Source organism: Streptomyces sp. NPDC059455 (genome assembly GCF_042750115.1).
Classification (GTDB): Bacteria; Actinomycetota; Actinomycetes; order Streptomycetales; family Streptomycetaceae; genus Streptomyces; species Streptomyces endocoffeicus.
The window spans coordinates 72,372-88,143 of the sequence record NZ_JBHYVB010000011.1; the positions used below are offsets into that span (position 1 = coordinate 72,372).

The 15,772-nt window shown below is 73.0% G+C and carries 10 protein-coding genes; 6 read left to right on the plus strand and 4 right to left on the minus strand.

Translation table 11 applies throughout. From position 1 onward, the window contains the following. The first annotated feature begins 275 nt into the window (after positions 1 to 275). Genes glgX through ACFXB5_RS05925 form a run of 3 tightly spaced genes read left to right on the plus strand, consistent with a single transcriptional unit; the run spans position 276 to position 6,428 of the window. Positions 276 to 2,645: a glycogen debranching protein GlgX gene (gene glgX, locus ACFXB5_RS05915; protein ID WP_385202878.1), complete on the plus strand. Its 2,370-nt coding sequence runs from the start codon at positions 276 to 278 to the stop codon at positions 2,643 to 2,645. Positions 2,646 to 2,679: 34 nt separating this feature from the next. After that, complete coding sequence (locus ACFXB5_RS05920) at positions 2,680 to 4,566, plus strand: ABC transporter ATP-binding protein (RefSeq protein ID WP_385202881.1); 1,887 nt, start codon at positions 2,680 to 2,682, stop codon at positions 4,564 to 4,566. Then, a complete protein-coding gene (locus tag ACFXB5_RS05925) occupies positions 4,563 to 6,428 on the plus strand; it encodes an ABC transporter ATP-binding protein (RefSeq protein ID WP_385202883.1) in 1,866 nt (621 codons plus the stop codon). Before ACFXB5_RS05920 ends, ACFXB5_RS05925 begins: the two co-directional genes overlap by 4 nt. On the opposite strand, the gene ACFXB5_RS05930 is transcribed toward ACFXB5_RS05925, so the two are convergent. From ACFXB5_RS05930 to ACFXB5_RS05945, 4 genes are all read right to left on the minus strand, one after another. After that, positions 6,322 to 7,173 carry an aspartate/glutamate racemase family protein gene (locus ACFXB5_RS05930; protein WP_385202947.1) on the minus strand — a complete coding sequence of 284 codons (852 nt, stop codon included), beginning with the start codon at positions 7,171 to 7,173 and terminating at the stop codon, positions 6,322 to 6,324. The genes ACFXB5_RS05925 and ACFXB5_RS05930 overlap by 107 nt on opposite strands. Positions 7,174 to 7,390: 217 nt before the next feature. Beyond that, positions 7,391 to 8,140, minus strand: coding sequence for an AroM family protein (locus ACFXB5_RS05935; protein ID WP_385202886.1), 750 nt, complete (start codon positions 8,138 to 8,140; stop codon positions 7,391 to 7,393). A 119-nt stretch (positions 8,141 to 8,259) separates the two neighbouring features. Beyond that, complete coding sequence (locus ACFXB5_RS05940; protein ID WP_385202889.1) at positions 8,260 to 9,930, minus strand: OPT family oligopeptide transporter; 1,671 nt, start codon at positions 9,928 to 9,930, stop codon at positions 8,260 to 8,262. 55 nt (positions 9,931 to 9,985) lie between these two features. Further along, the gene (locus ACFXB5_RS05945) at positions 9,986 to 10,948 is read right to left on the minus strand and encodes a DUF1177 domain-containing protein (protein WP_385202892.1); all 963 of its coding nucleotides are present in this window, start codon (positions 10,946 to 10,948) and stop codon (positions 9,986 to 9,988) included. Between the two features lie 277 nt (positions 10,949 to 11,225). Between ACFXB5_RS05945 and ACFXB5_RS05950 the strand changes: the two genes are divergently transcribed. The 3 genes from ACFXB5_RS05950 to ACFXB5_RS05960 all read left to right on the plus strand — a co-directional run bounded on the left by ACFXB5_RS05950 (position 11,226) and on the right by ACFXB5_RS05960 (position 15,642). Beyond that, positions 11,226 to 12,038: an IclR family transcriptional regulator gene (locus tag ACFXB5_RS05950; RefSeq protein WP_385202894.1), complete on the plus strand. Its 813-nt coding sequence runs from the start codon at positions 11,226 to 11,228 to the stop codon at positions 12,036 to 12,038. 74 nt (positions 12,039 to 12,112) lie between these two features. Next, on the plus strand, positions 12,113 to 12,844 hold the full coding sequence (gene pepE, locus ACFXB5_RS05955) for a dipeptidase PepE (protein ID WP_385202897.1): 732 nt from the start codon (positions 12,113 to 12,115) through the stop codon (positions 12,842 to 12,844). Positions 12,845 to 13,392: 548 nt separating this feature from the next. Further along, positions 13,393 to 15,642, plus strand: a complete 2,250-nt coding sequence (locus ACFXB5_RS05960; RefSeq protein WP_385202949.1) for a M4 family metallopeptidase — start codon at positions 13,393 to 13,395, stop codon at positions 15,640 to 15,642. Positions 15,643 to 15,772 lie beyond the last annotated feature (130 nt).

A 15,772-nucleotide genomic window follows, 5' to 3' on the forward strand; every position in this document is an offset into this window, starting at 1 on the left:
CAGCGCGCGCGGGCGGGGCGGGCGCGGCGCGCGCCCCGCCCCCGCGCCGCCCCCACATTCTAGGGGGGCCACAGCCCCGGGTTCGGGGGGGGAGACTGACGCGCCCCGGAGGCGAACCGAGCCTTATAGAAAGGGGATTACGGGCACAACAGGTGGGAGGGGGCGGGCCGGGCCGTGCGGGACGGGACACCGCGGGCCCACCGGCCCGCCATGAGGTGCTGCCCGCCTCCCTCCCGCAGAGCGGAGGCGGTTGGCCGCGAGCCGCGGAGGCCGATGTGTCCAGCGCAGCCGAGCAGGAGACGCACGCAGCCCAGCGGGAGACGCGCGCAGCCCAGCAGGCGGCGCGCGACGGCACCCCCGCACGCCCCTCGGCGACGGCGGTGGGGCACCCCGTCGGCCACCGCCCCACGGCCGTCGCGCCGCGCCGCGGCCGGACCACCGCTCCCGTGGCGGGCCCCGCCGTCCTGCCGGGCAGCCCGGAGCCGCTCGGCGCCCGCCCCCGCCAGGGGCCGGACGGGGCGTGGGGGACCAACTTCGCGCTGTGGGCGGGCGGTGCCGAGGCCGTCGACCTCTGCCTGTTCGACGACGACGGCCACGAGCTCCGCTGCCCGCTCCCCGAGCTCACCCATGAGGTCTGGCACGGCTTCGTCCCCGGTGTGCTGCCCGGCCGCCGCTACGGCTACCGCGTGCACGGCCGCTGGGACCCCTGGATGGGCGCCCGCTGGAATCCGGCGAAGCTGCTGCTGGATCCGTACGCCCGCGCCGTGGACGGGGACTTCGCGCTGCCGGCGGAGGTCTACGGACATGTGCGGGACTGGCCGCAGCAGCATGTGGCGGACACCGTACGGGACGATCGCGACTCCGCCCCGTACGTCCCCAAGGGCGTGGTCGTCGGCGACGACGCGGCGGACGGCGCGCCCGACGAGTGGATCGAGGACCGGCGGCCCAAGACGCCCTGGGCCGAGTCGGTGATCTACGAACTCCATGTGCGCGGCTTCACCATGCGCCACCCCGGGGTGACGCCCGAGTTGCGCGGCACCTACGCGGGGCTGGCGCATCCGGCGGCGATCGAGCATCTGACCCGGCTCGGGGTCACGGCGGTGGAGCTGCTGCCGGTGCATCAGTTCGCCCATGAGGACCATCTGCTGCGGCGGGGCTTGCGCAACTACTGGGGCTACAACTCCATCGGCTACTTCGCGCCGCACGCCGGATACGCGTCCGGCGGCACCCGGGGCCAGCAGGTCGGGGAGTTCCGGCGGATGGTGCGGGCCCTGCACGCCGCCGGGATCGAGGTGATCCTCGACGTGGTCTACAACCACACCGCCGAGGCCAGTGAGCTGGGTCCCACCCTCTCGCTGCGCGGTGTGGACAACCGCGGCTACTACCGGCTGCAGCAGGACCCCCGCCGCTACGCCGACTTCACCGGCTGCGGCAACACCCTCAACGTCCTCCAGCCCCAGGTGCTGCGCCTGATCACCGACTCGCTGCGCTACTGGGTCACCGAGATGGGTGTGGACGGCTTCCGCTTCGACCTGGCCAGCGCGCTCGCCCGCGCCGCGCACGGCGTGGACATGCTCTCCCCCTTCCTGGCCGTGATCGCGCAGGATCCCGTGCTGCGCCGGGTCAAGCTGATCGCGGAGCCGTGGGACGTGGGCTCCGGCGGCTATCAGGTGGGCGCCTTCCCGCCGCTGTGGGCGGAGTGGAACGACCGGTACCGCGACGCGGTGCGGGACTTCTGGCGCGGGGCGCTGCCCGATGCCCGCGATCTGGGCTACCGGCTCTCCGGCTCCAGCGATCTGTACGAGCGCGGTGGCCGCCGCCCGTACGCCTCGGTCAACTTCATCACCGCGCACGACGGTTTCACCCTGCGCGACCTGGTCTCGTACGAGCGCAAGCACAACGAGGCCAACGGGGAGGGCAATCGCGACGGCTCCCCCGACAACCGTGCCTGGAACTGCGGCACCGAGGGCGAGACCGACGACCTGGGCATACGCGCGCTGCGCCGCCGCCAGCTGCGCAATCTGCTGGCCACCCTGCTGCTGTCCACCGGGGTGCCGATGCTGGTCGCGGGCGATGAGCTGGGCCGCACCCAGGGCGGCAACAACAACGCGTACTGCCAGGACAACGAGACCGGCTGGCTGGACTGGTCGCTGCTGGAGGACCCGGGCTGGCGCGCCCTTACCGAGCTCACCGCCCGGCTGATACGGCTGCGCCGGGCCCATCCGGTGCTGCGCCGCCCGGCCTTCTTCTCCGGTCTGGCCCGGCCCCCGGAGGGCCTGCGCGACCTGGCGTGGTTCACCCCGCACGGCACCGAGATGACCGAATCCGACTGGTACGCGCCGACGACCGCCCTCGGGGCCTATCTGTCGGGCCGCGAACTGCCCCAGCGCGATCCGCACGGCGCCCCGGTCACCGACGACAGCTTCCTGGCGCTGCTGCACGCGGGCTCGCGACCGGTCACCTTCACCCTCCCCGGGCCGCCCTGGGCCCGGGGGTACGAGCTTCTGCTGGACACCGCCCGCGAGGAGCAGGACGCGCCCCCGGGCACACTCCTCGCGGCGGGCGCGCCCATCGAGCTTCCGGAACGCTCGGTCCTGCTGCTGCGCGCCCTCACCTCCGTGGACCTACGCCAAAAAACCGAGTGAGCACTGTCAGTGGCGGACCGTAGTCTCCCCACTGATGGCTGTGACGAGTGAACCCCGCGCCCAGGAAGGCGGTGCCGCCCCGCGGCACCGCTCCGCCACGCGTTCGCTCCTGCGGCTGTGGCCATATGTACGCCCGGTGCGGGCGCGGCTGTTCGGCGCGGCCGGGGTGGCGGTCGTCGCCTCCTGTCTGGGGCTGGTCATCCCGCTGGTCCTCAAGTGGATGGTGGACGGCCCGGTGGCCCACCGGAACCCGGGCGGGGTCTGGCTGGGCGGTGCGCTGCTGCTCGCCCTCGGCACGGCCGAGGCGGCGCTCTTCGGGCTGCGGCGCTGGCTGGTGGGGCGACCGCTGGCGTCCGTCGAGGCCGCGATGCGCGCCGATCTCTACCGCCATCTGCAGCGGCTGCCGGTCTCCTTCCACGACCGCTGGGCCTCCGGCCAGCTGCTGTCGCGGGCCACGACCGATCTGATGCTGCTGCGGATGTTCCTGGCCTTCCCGCTCACCTTCCTGGTGGTCAACGGGGTCACCATCCTGGCCGGGTTCGCCATTCTGCTGTCCCAGGAGTGGACGCTGGGCCTGGTCCTGGTGATCCCGGCGGTGCCGCTGGTGATCCTGTGCTCGCTGTTCGAGACGCGGTACGCGACGGTGGCCCGCACCGTGCAGGACCAGACCGGCGATCTGACGACGGTCGTGGAGGAGGGGGTGCTGGGCGTCCGGATCGTCAAGGGCTTCGGCCGCCACCGCAGCCAGGCCCGCGCCTTCCGCGCCCTGTCCGAGCAGGTCCGCTCCACCGAGCTGCACAAGGCGCGGCTGCTGGCCACGCTCTGGGCGCTGATCATGACCTTGCCGGAGCTGGCGATCGGCGCGGCGCTGGTGCTCGGCACGGTGCGGGTGGCCGACGGGGATCTGTCGGCGGGCACGCTGGTCGCCTTCCTCTCCACCGCCCTGACGCTGCGCTGGCCGGTGGAGTCCCTGGGCTTCCTCCTCGCCATGAGCCAGGACGCGGCCACGGCCACCGACCGCTATTTCGACGTCATGGACGCGGAACCGGCCACGGCCGCCGACCGGCTTCGGGCCGCGCCTTCGCGGGAGCGCGGCCAAGAACAGGAGCGCGGCCAAGAACAGGAGCGCGGCCAAGAACAGGAGGGCGGCCAAGAGCGGGAGGGCGAGGGCGGGCTGCGGTTCGAGGGGGTGGAGTTCGCCTACGCGGACGCGCCGCCGGAGGAGCCGCCCGTGCTGCACGGGGTCGATCTCCACATCCGGCCCGGCGAGACCATGGCGCTGGTCGGGGCGACCGGTTCCGGGAAGACCACCCTCACCGCGCTCGTCCCCCGGCTCCATGAGGTCACGCGCGGCCGGATCACCCTCGACGGCCGGGACATCACCGCCCTCACCCGGGAGGAGCTGCGCGCCCTGGTGGCCATCGCGTTCGAGGAGCCCACGCTGTTCTCCGCCACCGCCGGGGAGAACGTCCTCATGGGCGCCGCCGACGCGGGGACGGAGGAGCTGCTGCGGGCCCTGAAGGTGGCGCAGGCCGACTTCGTGCACGCCCTGCCCGAGGGCACCGACACCGAGGTCGGCGAGCAGGGGCTGAGTCTGTCCGGCGGTCAGCGGCAGCGGCTCGCGCTGGCGCGGGCCGTCGTGGGCGGCCCCCGGTTCCTGGTGCTCGACGATCCGCTGTCCGCCCTCGACGTACACACCGAAGCGCTGGTGGAGGCGGCGCTGCGGCGGGTGCTGGCGTCCACGACCGCGCTGGTCGTCGCCCACCGGCCGTCCACCGTGCTGCTCGCCGACCGGGTCGCGCTGCTGTCGGAGGGCCGGATCGCCGCCGTCGGCACCCATCAGCGGCTGCTGCGGGAGAGCGCGGAGTACCGCTCGCTGATGTCCGGGCAGGAAGCCGAGGAGGGGGAGAGAAGTCCATGACCACGGTCGAGGAGGAGCGGGAGAGCACGGACGACTGGGACGACAAGGACGGGGGCCGGGCGGCGTCGTCCGACGACCCGTTCGACCGCGATGTCCTGCCCGTGCCCAAGGGCGCGTCGCTGGCCCTGCTGCGTTCGCTGCTCTCCCCGCGTCGGCGGCGGGTGTGGCTGGCGACCGTTCTGCTGCTGCTCCAGCAGGCCGCCGTCCAGGCGGGTCCGCTGCTCGTGGCGTACGCCATCGACCGTGCCGTGCCCGCCCTCCGCGACGGCGGCCACGGCCCGCTGATCGCCGTCGGCGCGGGCTATCTGGGCTGTGCGCTCGCCTCCGGGGCGCTGCAGTACGCGTTCATCCGCGCCTCGGCCCGGATCAGCCAGGACGTGCTGCTGGATCTGCGCGGCCGGATCTTCCGTCATGCCCAGGCGCTGAGCGTGGACTTCCATGAGCGGTACACCTCCGGCCGGCTGATCTCCCGCGCCACGACGGACGTCGAGTCGCTGCGCGAGTTGCTCATCGAGGGCCTGGAGGAGCTGCTCGGGGTCGCCCTGTCGGTGGTCTACATCTCCATCACGCTGCTGTATCTGGACTGGGGTCTGGGCGGGGCGGCCGTGCTCTCCTTCTGGCCGCTGTATCTGCTGATCCGCTCCTTCCAGCGCCGCTCCATGCGGGTGTACCGCAAGCGGTCGACGGCCATCGCGGCGGTCATCGTGACGTTCACCGAGACCATGAACGGCATCCGACCCGTGCAGGCGTTCCGCCGCGAGCGCGCCAACGACGCGCGCTTCGGCGAGCAGAACCACCGCCATGAGCGCGCCAACGGGGACGCGATCCTGGAGATGGCCCGCTATGTGGTCAGCTCCCGGCTGGTGGCCAACGCGGTGGTGGCCGCCATCGTGCTCTGGGGCGCCTACCGGGTGGCCTCCGGTTCGCTCGCGCTCGGGGTGCTCGCCGCGGCCGCGCTGTATCTGCGCAGGCTCTACGACCCGATCGACCGGCTGGGGATGTTCCTCAACTCCTACCAGTCGGCGGCCGCCTCGCTGGAGAAGATCGCGGGCCTGCTGGCCCAGCGCCCCTCCGTGCCCGAGCCCGCGGAGCCCAAGCCGCTGCCGCCGCGCCCGGCGAAGGCCCCCGGCCGGGAGGTGGTCTTCGACGGGGTGCGCTTCGCCTATCGCACCGGCGGCGAGGTGCTGCCCCGCTTCGACCTCACGCTGCCCGCCGGGCAGACGGTCGCGGTGGTCGGGGCCACCGGCGCGGGCAAGTCCACCCTGGCCAAGCTGCTGGCCCGCTTCTACGACCCCAGCGACGGCCGGGTGCTGCTCGACGGGGTGGATCTGCGCGATCTGGCCATGCCCGAACTGCGGCGCGGTGTGGTCATGGTGACGCAGGAGGCGTTCCTGTTCTCCGGCACGGTCGCCGACAACATCACCATCGGCCGCCCCGACGCCACCCGCGCCGAGATCGAGCAGGCGGCCAAGGCGATCGGCGCGCATGACTTCATCGCCGCGCTGCCCGACGGCTACGACACGGATGTGCGCAAGCGCGGCGGCCGGATCTCCGCCGGTCAGCGCCAACTGGTGGCGTTCGCCCGCGCATTGCTCGCCGATCCGTCGGTCCTCATCCTCGACGAGGCCACCTCCTCCCTCGACATCCCGGGCGAGCGGGCGGTGCAGCGCGCCATGGAAACGGTGCTGCGCGGCCGTACGGCGGTCGTCATCGCCCACCGGCTGTCGACGGTCGAGACGGCCGACCGGGTGCTGGTCATGGCCGACGGCCGGATCGTGGAGGACGGCCCGCCGGACCGGCTGATCGCGGGCGAGGGCCGGTTCGCGGCACTGCACCAGGCGTGGCGGGACAGCTTGGTGTGAGGCGGGCGCCGGGTCTGGTGTGAGGCGGGCGCCGGATTCGGTGTGGCACGGGCGCCGGGTGCGGCCCGGCGATCCGTCGCCGGCCGCTCAGGCCCCGTGCGCGTACGAGGCGAGCAGCCCGGCGGCGAGCACCGGGTCCACGACCGGGACGCCCAGCCCCCGCTCCAGCAGGGGCCGGATGCCGATGGTGTTCAGGCCCGTACAGGAGCAGCGTGTCCGCACCCGAGGCGACGAGCCCGGCCGCGGCCTCCAGCACCGCCGCGGGCCCCTCCGGGGCGAGCAGGTCGGTGGTGCGGTGGACGCCGTGGGGGCGGGCGGCGGCGGTGAAGCGGTCGCCGAGCAGGGCGCGTACGGCGGGCGGTGCCTCGTCCCGGATGCCCAGCACCCCGACCCGGTGGCCGAGGCCAAGGGCCACGGCGGCGGCCGCCGACCCCGCGCCGATGACGGGGACGCCGACGGCCCGACGGGTCTCCTGGAGCGCCGGATCGGCGGCGCAGCTGATGATCAGCGCCCGCGCCCCGGCGTCGGCCAACTCCCGGGCGAGGGCGACGATCTTGGGTTCGGCGCGGGCCTCGGACTCGTCGTCATGGATGCCGTGGGGCTGGTCGGGGATGCACCGCGAGACGGTCGGCAGACCGTAGCGCTCCTCGATGGCCATGCCATGGGTGGCGACGGCGGCGGGGTCCTCGCTGGTGAGGACCCGGATCACCCCGATGGGCCGGACCAGGGCTTCGGACGGGAGCACGGACAAGGTGGACCTCCGGTGGATGAGGCACATCGGGTCGGACGCAGGGACCGGGCGGAGGGTCGGGGCGGAGGGTGCGCAGAAGGTCAGGGCGGAGGGTGCGCGGAGGCGCCGCGCACCGGTCACGCCGAGGGTGCGAGGGGGGGGGACGCGGCAGGCGCCGCGCACCGGTCACGCCGACAGTGCGAGGGGTAACGCGACAGGCTCCGTGTGCCCGTTACGCCGAGGCCGCCACCACCTCCGCCGCCATCCGGACGGCGATGGCGCGGGCCAGCAGTACGGGGCGGTCGGCGGCCCGGAGGGCGGCGGTGCGCATCCGCTCGGTGTAGCCGATGCAGTCCAGGACGAGCCAGGAGCTGCCGCGCTCGGTCAGGCTGCGCGCGGCCGCGGCCACGTCGTCCAGGACGCGTTCGGCGGGGCCGTACGGATCGGCGACCGCGGCCTCCACCCGGCCGGGCAGCAGCTCAGCCCAGCGCCGGGAGACGTCCTCCGCCTGGTCCGGGTGCGGGCAGACGATGCCCACGGGGTCGGTGCCCACGGCCGCCGCCACGGCCTGCTGCACCAACGGTTCGGCGAACAGCAGCGGCCGCCGGGCCCGTACCGCCGGGAAGCGGCCGGTGCACAGCAGCAGCGTCGCGGCGGCGCCGTCCCGCTCCGCGCGGGCGACCGCGTCCGCGATGCGCGGGACGATGGCCCCGTGCCCGAGCAGCACCGAACGGCCGTCGCGCAGCCGGGAGACCAGCGGTGCCTCGCCGTGTTCGGGGGCCAGCAGTTGGCGGGTCGCGGCCTCGGCGTCGCCGTCGAACCGGTCGGTGTCGAGCGCACCGTGTTCGACCAGGCGCACCCCTGGCAGCAGCGGTTCGGCGTCCGGGCGGAGGTCGGCGCGCGGGGCCTGGCCGATGGTGACGAGGCCGAGGGCCGGGCCGCCCGCCGGGTTGTCGCGGTCCACGGTCTCCGTGGTGTCCACAGCGCGGATGTCCTTCCTCTCAGGGCCGTTCACAGGGCCGTCCACAGGGCCGCTCACGGGGCCGTCCACGGGGCCGTTCACAGAACTGTTCAAGGGCTCGGGGCCTGCCACCGGCTCGTTCACAGCGCCTTGGTGAGCTGGCCGACGTCGTTGAGGGAGCTTCCGGCGACGAGTCCCGCGCCGACCAGCGACAGATCGTTCTCGGCCTGCTCGTCGGACTCCTTGCGCGCCCTCGCGTCGGCGATCCCGCGCCGCCGCCACATGGTGTAGAGCTGACGGACCACCAGGGCGCCGAGGACCATCCATCCGGCCTGGGGCGTGGCCACCAGAAGGCCGGTGGCCAGCAGGACGCCCATCTGCCGGGAGGGCCCGCCGATCAGCTGGACCAGCGCGCCGGGGATCGCCCACAGCAGCATGGTGGTCATGGTGCCGGGCTCGAGGCCGGTCTTGATGGTGGTGACGTAGACCTCGGCGACCGGCGGCACCTTGCCCTCGGAGAAGAAGGCCTTCCAGGCGACGGCGACGACGACCAGCGCCACACCGAAGCCGACGAGCTGGGCGAGGTACTGCTGACGCCGCCCCTCGATCTCGAAGGGCCGCCAGGGCGCGGCGTCCCGGCGCAGCAGCCAGCCCGCCTTGAAGTCGTAGCCGAGGTCGGCGAAGGCGGGGCCGGTGGAGGCCGTGTAGCCGACCAGCAGGGCGAGCGGGACGGTCGGGATGTGCAGCACCAGACCGATGATCAGGAAGATCAGGGTGACGGCGAAGGCCGGGAACCAGCCGGAGTGCATCGCCGCCAGCCCCACGATCAGCTGGTGGACGATGGCGGCGACACCGGCCAGCAGCACCCAGCCGACCACGGCGGGCAGCGAGAGCCCGCCGGCCACGCCGCCCGCGATCGCGACCACGACCGCGCCGCAGACGAAGAGGCCCATGCCCTCCAGCAGTCCCCGCCGCAGCTGGGGGGCCTGGACCGTACGGCCGCCGTCGGCGCCGTCGGCGCTCTCCGCCTGATCGGCCCCGTCGCCCCCGCCCTTCCGCGTCCGCATCAGCAGCAGCGCCTGGGTCAGGGCGACCAGCCCGGCGCCGATCATCAGTCCGTGCGGCACATGGTGCGCGCCCAGGTCGAAGCCGAAGTCGGGGGCGTACTGCCCCACGGTCAGCCCGATGCCGAACATGGCGAGCGCCCAGATGTTGCCCAGGAAGCCCACGCCCGCGGCGCTGGTCGGCAGCTTCAACAGCGCGCCGACGAAGCCGACCACGGCGCCCACGCCCAGGATCGCGGCCTTGCGCCCGCCGGTGTCCCCGGCCTTGATCGTCTCGGCCGCCGCGATACCGGCCGGCCAGGAGCCGGTGGCGGGCAGCAGCTTGGAGTCGAACACCCGGTACAGCACCCAGCTGTCGACCGCCAGGCCGATGACGGCCCCGCCGAGCATGGGCCACACCAGGTCGTTACGCCCGAGGGCGAACGGCACCGCGATCGGGGTGAGCAGGGAGTTGGCCGCGGCGAAGGTGGAGCCGGAGATCGCCGACTGCACCAGGTTCTGCCGGTGCTTCGAGCGCATCCGGGTCAGCACGCCCACCGGGATACGGCCGATGAGCATCGCCACCAGGGCGCCGATCACCGCCGTATTGGGCGACACCCCGAGCGTGGTGATCAGCACGATGCCGATCAGGGCGCCGAGGACCGACAGCACGATGGTCAGGACGAGGGTGACCGGTTCGAAGGCTCTGGGGTGCGGCCGCGGCGGGGCGTCCGCGGCCTCGGCGGTGGCCTGGGGGTTCGGGTTCATGGGGACTCCTGCGGGGTCCGGGGTGGGGACGGGTGGGTCGCCCCGGACGGGTCGGTCACCCCGCTGGGGTGAGGGCCTGGAGGTGGGTCATGGGTCCGTACAGCTCGACCAGGCGCGCGAACTCCTCGGCGTCCAGGAAGCGGGCGACGCCGCGGCCGAACTCCTTGGCGGTCTCGACGGCGAACCGGGCCGCGACGGCGATGTCGGGCTCATGGCTGGCGCCGGTGGCGCATCCGGCCACCGCCGTGCCCGCCGTGATCGCGAGGCCGACGACGGGGGCGGTGGTGGCCACGGCGGGCTGGAGGATGGAGTTGAGGTGGTGCACTCCGTTGCCGTACGGGGTGATGTCCTGGGTGGTGATCGGCAGGATCCGCGCCGGCTCGCCGGTCACGCTCTCCAGGACGGACACCAGATCCTCGCTGACCCGCAGGATCCAGCCCTGGCAGACCGTGGGCGACAGGGCGACGCCGCGGTGGTTGAGCAGCCGGTTGCCCTTGGTGGTGTCGATGGAGACGACCGCGTCCATCGCGGGCGAGATCTCCTCCCGGTTGCACACCAGGGTGTCCACCGGGGAGTCCATGAAGGGCACCGGGTCGTGCGGCTGGGTGGGGGCCCAGCCGGAGACGTGGGTGGAGAGCGTGACATCGCCGTCCAGGACGTCGCCCCGGGCGTGCATGTCCAGCAGCTTGGCCGCGGCGGACAGCGCCGCGACCGCCCCGTCGGCGTCCGAGACCAGCCCGATCCGCTCCGGGCGGGCGCCGACTCCGCCGAGCCGGCCGAGGATGCCCAGGGTCGGGGCGTCGCCGCCGCTGAGCTTGCCGCGGCGGCCGGGAACGGTGACGGAGACGAAGTCCGTGCTGCCCTTGTCGCCCTCGACGGTGCGTACCTCGATCGCGGGCGCCGTCTGGAGGTCGGCTCCGGCCGCGGCCTGGACCGCGCGCAGATGATCGGCGAGAAGTGCGCCGCTGGTCTGCGGTCGGTCGAGGAGTTCGATGATGTCAAGGACGTGTTTGAGCACAGCTGGCCTCTCACGGCGGGGTGATGCGTTCGGTCGGAGTGATGCGGGCGGTCGGGGCGATGCGTTCGGTGACGCCCATGGCCCGACCGGGGAACGGGAAACGGGGAAGCGGGAGGGGAAGGGGTCGTGCGGAAGGGGAAGCGCTGCGCGGGGCGGGCACTGCCACCGGGCACCGGCCTGGCCAGGGATCCTCCCGGCACCGGCCTCGCCAGGGTCCGCCCGCTGTGGCGCAGTGCGCAATGTTTTCTCTATATCCGAGAATGTTTACCCTTTCGTCATGGCCGAACAGACTCCCGTAACCAGCGCCCCACCTCTCCAGACCGCGGACCGCGTGCTGAATGTGCTGCTGTCCTTCGACCGGGAGCGCCCGGAATGGGGCGTCACCGAGATCGCCGAGGAGTTCGGACTGGACAAGTCGGTGGCCCAGCGGCTGCTGGCCGCGCTCGCCTACCGGGGCTTCCTGGTCTCCGACAAGCGCTCACGCCGCTACCGGCTGGGCCCGGCGGTATGGCATCTGTCCTGGGTGTGGGAGCGGGGCGGCGGCATGGCCAGCCTGGCCCGGCCCACCCTGGAGGCACTGGCCGGGACGGTCGGGGTGAACGCGCTGTTCGCGGTCCCGGACGGGGTGCACATGCGCTGCGTCGCGGCGGTGGACGGGGCCACCGGCCCGCTGCGCTACTACGTGCTGGCGGGCGAGCTGTACCCGGCACACGCCGGGGCCACCTCCCGCGCCTACTTCGGTATGCTCCCGCCCGGTGACCGGGCCGTGCTGCTGTACGGCCGCCCGATGGCGCGCTTCGGCGAGCACACCCTGACCGATCCGGTGCGGCTGGAGGAGCGCTTCTCCGAGATGCGGCGCGAGGGCTACGCGTACTCCGAGGGCGAGTACGATCCGGACACCGCCGCGCTCGCGGCGCCGGTTCTGGTGGGCAGACGTCCGGTGGGCACCCTGACCCTGGCCGCCACCCCCGAGGTGCTGCGCCCGCGCCGGGAGCAGCTGGTGGCACCGCTGCTGCAGGGCGCCGCCGATCTGGGCCGGGCGCTGACGCCCGCCCGGCCCCGGCGTGCCCCGCACCGCGAGCGGCGCTGAACGGCGCGGCGTCGGCGCCGAGCCGCCCGGCGTCCCGCCGCCTCCCTTGTGACCCGTCTCGGAAAGGCCCCCTCATGCAGTTGCTGCTGCTGTCGAACTCCGCCGCGCCCGGCCGTGGCTATCTGGAACACGCGCGGGAGGAGATCGCCTCGGTGCTGGACGGCGCGCGCCGGCTCGTCTTCGTGCCGTACGCGCTGGCCGACCACGACGGCTACACCGCCCAGGTGGCCTCGGCCCTGGAGCCGCTGGGCGTGGAGGTCACCGGTGCGCACACCGCCGACGACCCGGCCGGTCTGGTGCGCGGGGCGCGGGCGGTGTTCGTCGGCGGCGGCAACAGCTTCCGGCTGCTCAAGGCGTTGCACGAGCGCGATCTGGTCCGGGCGATACGGGAGCGGGTGGCCGCGGGCGCGGTCTACATGGGCTCCAGCGCGGGCACCAACATGGCCTGCCCGACCCTGCGCACCACCAACGACATGCCCATCGTCCAGCCGCCGACCTTCGAGGCGCTGGGCCTGCTGCCGTTCCAGATCAACCCGCACTACCTCGACGCCAAGCCGGACACCGCCCACATGGGCGAGACCCGGGCCCAGCGGCTCGAGCAGTTCCTCGAGGAGAACCACGTCCCCGTGGTCGGCCTGCGCGAGGGCACCTGGCTGCGCCGGGACGCGGACCGGCTGACCCTGGGCGGCATCGACGCCGGGGCGATCCTCTTCCGCCGCGGCGAGGACCCGGCGGAGCTGCGCCCCGGCGCCGATCTGAGCGCCCTGCTGCGCGAGGAGCCGCACTTCGACTCCACCGCGCGCTGACAGCGGGGATCGGGTTCGCAGGGTTCGAGGGGCCGGACATGGGGGGGCGGGATATGGCGGGTGATGCCGGGAAACGCCACCGACATCGCTCCTTACCGAAATTGACCGTAAATCACCGCCATATGAACACGGCACACCTGTCAACGGACGCTTTCCGGACAAGTTTTTGTCGCGATCCTGACAGGTCGAGTCCATTGATGGCACTCTTCCCTCGGCCGAGGCGCGGCGCTTCCCCCAGCCCCTAGCCGCGCCCGAAGCCACAGCCACAGCCACCCCCCACACCCCCGGTCGCACCGCGGCCGCGCCCGGTCGTTCGTCTGCGGCCGGGCGCACCCGGTAACGCCAGGGTAAGCACGCGTTCTGCCCTGCCCTGCCCGGACGGCGACCCAGCCGCCCGGTCGTCCCGGCCGTGCCACCGCGCGGCCAGCGCAGAAGGAGTCAGCGTGAGATCCCTCCCCCAACGGCACCTCAGACCCAGTGGCCGCAGATCCGGTCGCACCCCGGGCAACCGGGCCATCGCGACCGGTGCGCTGGTCGTCGCGGCGGCGATGATCGGCGTCGGCTTCCAGAGCGGCACCGCCGCCGCCCGCCCGGACGACTCCGCCGCGAACTCCGCGAACGCCGCCGACCGCCCCGCCGCCCGCACCATCTCCGGCGCCCCCGACCCCGGCGCCCTCCCCGTGAAGCTGTCCCCCGCCCAGCGCGCCAAGCTGATCCGCTCGGCGGACGCCGCGAAGGGCGAGGCCGCCCAGGACCTCAGGCTCGGGGCCAAGGAGAAGCTGGTCGTCAAGGACGTCATCAAGGACGCCGACGGCACGACGCACACCCGCTACGAGCGCACCTACGCCGGACTCCCCGTCCTCGGCGGCGACTTGGTCGTCGACCGGGCGAAGAGCGGCGCGCCGCTGACCGTCGCCAAGGCCACCAAGGCCCGGCTGACCGTCCCGACCACCAGCGCCGCCGTCGCGCCCGCCACCGCCGAGAAGGCCGCCGTGAAGGCGGCGAACGCGCAGGGTTCGCGGAAGACCGCGGCCGACCGGGCGCCCCGCAAGGTGATCTGGGCCGCGAAGGGCGCCCCAACCCTCGCGTACGAGACGGTCGTCGGCGGCCTCCAGGAGGACGGCACCCCGAACGAGCTGCACGTCATCAGCGACGCGGCCACCGGCAAGAAGCTGTTCGAGTTCCAGGGCGTCAAGACGGGCACCGGGAACAGCCAGTACAGCGGCCAGGTGGCCCTCGGCACCTCGGGCAGCTCGGGCTCGTACAACCTCACCGACGCAGGGCGCGGCAACCACAAGACGTACAACCTCAACCGCGGCACCTCGGGCACCGGCACGCTCTTCACCGACGCCGACGACGTCTGGGGCAACGGCACCACCTCCGACGCCGCGACCGCCGGGGTGGACGCGCACTACGGCGCCGCCGAGACCTGGGACTACTACAAGAACGTGCACGGCCGCACCGGTATCCGGGGCGACGGTGTCGGCGCGTACTCCCGGGTCCACTACAGCAGCGGTTACGTCAACGCCTTCTGGCAGGACGCCTGCTTCTGCATGACCTACGGCGACGGTTCGGGCAATGCCAAGCCGCTGACCTCCATCGATGTCGCCGCGCACGAGATGAGCCACGGTGTCACCGCGGCCACCGCCAACCTCACCTACAGCGGTGAGTCCGGCGGGCTCAACGAGGGCACCTCCGACATCTTCGCCGCCGCCGTCGAGTTCTACGCGAACAACGCCGACGACCCCGGCGACTACCTCGTCGGCGAGAAGATCGACATCAATGGCGACGGCACCCCGCTGCGTTACATGGACAAGCCCAGCAAGGACGGGACCTCCAAGGACAGCTGGTACTCCGGTGTCGGCAATGTGGACGTCCACTACTCGTCCGGCATCGCCAACCACTTCTTCTACCTGCTCTCCGAGGGCAGCGGCGCCAAGGTCATCAACGGCGTGAGCTACAACAGCCCGACGTACGACAACCTCCCGGTCACCGGCGTCGGGCGGGACAACGCGGAGAAGATCTGGTTCAAGGCGCTGAGCCAGCGGATGACCTCCAACACCAACTACGCGGGCGCCCGCGACGCCACGCTGTGGGCGGCGGGCGAGCTGTTCGGCCAGGGCAGCGCGCAGTACAACGCGGTGGCCAACGCCTGGGCCGGGGTCAACGTCGGCACCCGGATCGCCGACGGCGTCACCGTCACCCCGCCCGGCGACCAGACCAGCATCGTCGACCAGGCCACCAGCCTCCAGATCACCGCGACCAGCTCCAACCCGGGGGCGCTGAGCTACGCGGCCACCGGGCTCCCCGCGGGCCTGGCCCTCGACTCCTCCAGCGGTCTGATCTCCGGCACCCCGACCACCGTCGGGTCGAGCGCGGTGACCGTCACGGTGACCGACTCGGCCGGCAAGACCGGTACGGCGTCCTTCACCTGGACGGTCAACACCAGCGGCGGCAATGTCTTCGAGAACACCGCGGACATCGCCATCCCGGACGCGGGTGAGCCGATCACCTCGCCGATCTCGGTGAGCCGGGCCGGCAACGCGCCCAGCAACCTCCAGGTGGGTGTGGACATCGTGCACACCTACCGCGGCGACCTGGTGATCGACCTGGTGGCCCCGGACGGTACGGCCTACCGGCTCAAGGACAGCAGCCTCTTCGACTCGGCGGACGATGTGCGGACCACGTACACCGTGGACGCGTCCTCCGAGACCGCGGTCGGCACCTGGAAGCTGAGGGTTCAAGACATGTACGCCCAGGACACCGGCTACATCAACAGCTGGAAGCTGACGTTCTGAAGGTTCTGACGCTCTGACGGAGCCGAGAGGCTCGCCCAGGACAGGGGGGGGGGCGGCGTGTGCCGGCCGCCCCCCGCGGCGGCGGGGTGTGTGGGAGATTTTTTATTAGAAGTATTATAGTAGTTTTCCT

What these genes read in the sequence shown, in the direction of transcription:
- ACFXB5_RS05950 (WP_385202894.1), top strand. Translation starts at nt 11,226, where the DNA reads ATGGCCGAACAGACTCCCGTAACCAGCGCCCCACCTCTCCAGACCGCG.
- ACFXB5_RS05920 (WP_385202881.1), top strand. Translation starts at nt 2,680, where the DNA reads ATGGCTGTGACGAGTGAACCCCGCGCCCAGGAAGGCGGTGCCGCCCCG.
- ACFXB5_RS05960 (WP_385202949.1), top strand. Translation starts at nt 13,393, where the DNA reads ATGATCGGCGTCGGCTTCCAGAGCGGCACCGCCGCCGCCCGCCCGGAC.
- pepE (WP_385202897.1), top strand. Translation starts at nt 12,113, where the DNA reads ATGCAGTTGCTGCTGCTGTCGAACTCCGCCGCGCCCGGCCGTGGCTAT.
- ACFXB5_RS05940 (WP_385202889.1), bottom strand. Translation starts at nt 9,930, where the DNA reads ATGAACCCGAACCCCCAGGCCACCGCCGAGGCCGCGGACGCCCCGCCG.
- ACFXB5_RS05925 (WP_385202883.1), top strand. Translation starts at nt 4,563, where the DNA reads ATGACCACGGTCGAGGAGGAGCGGGAGAGCACGGACGACTGGGACGAC.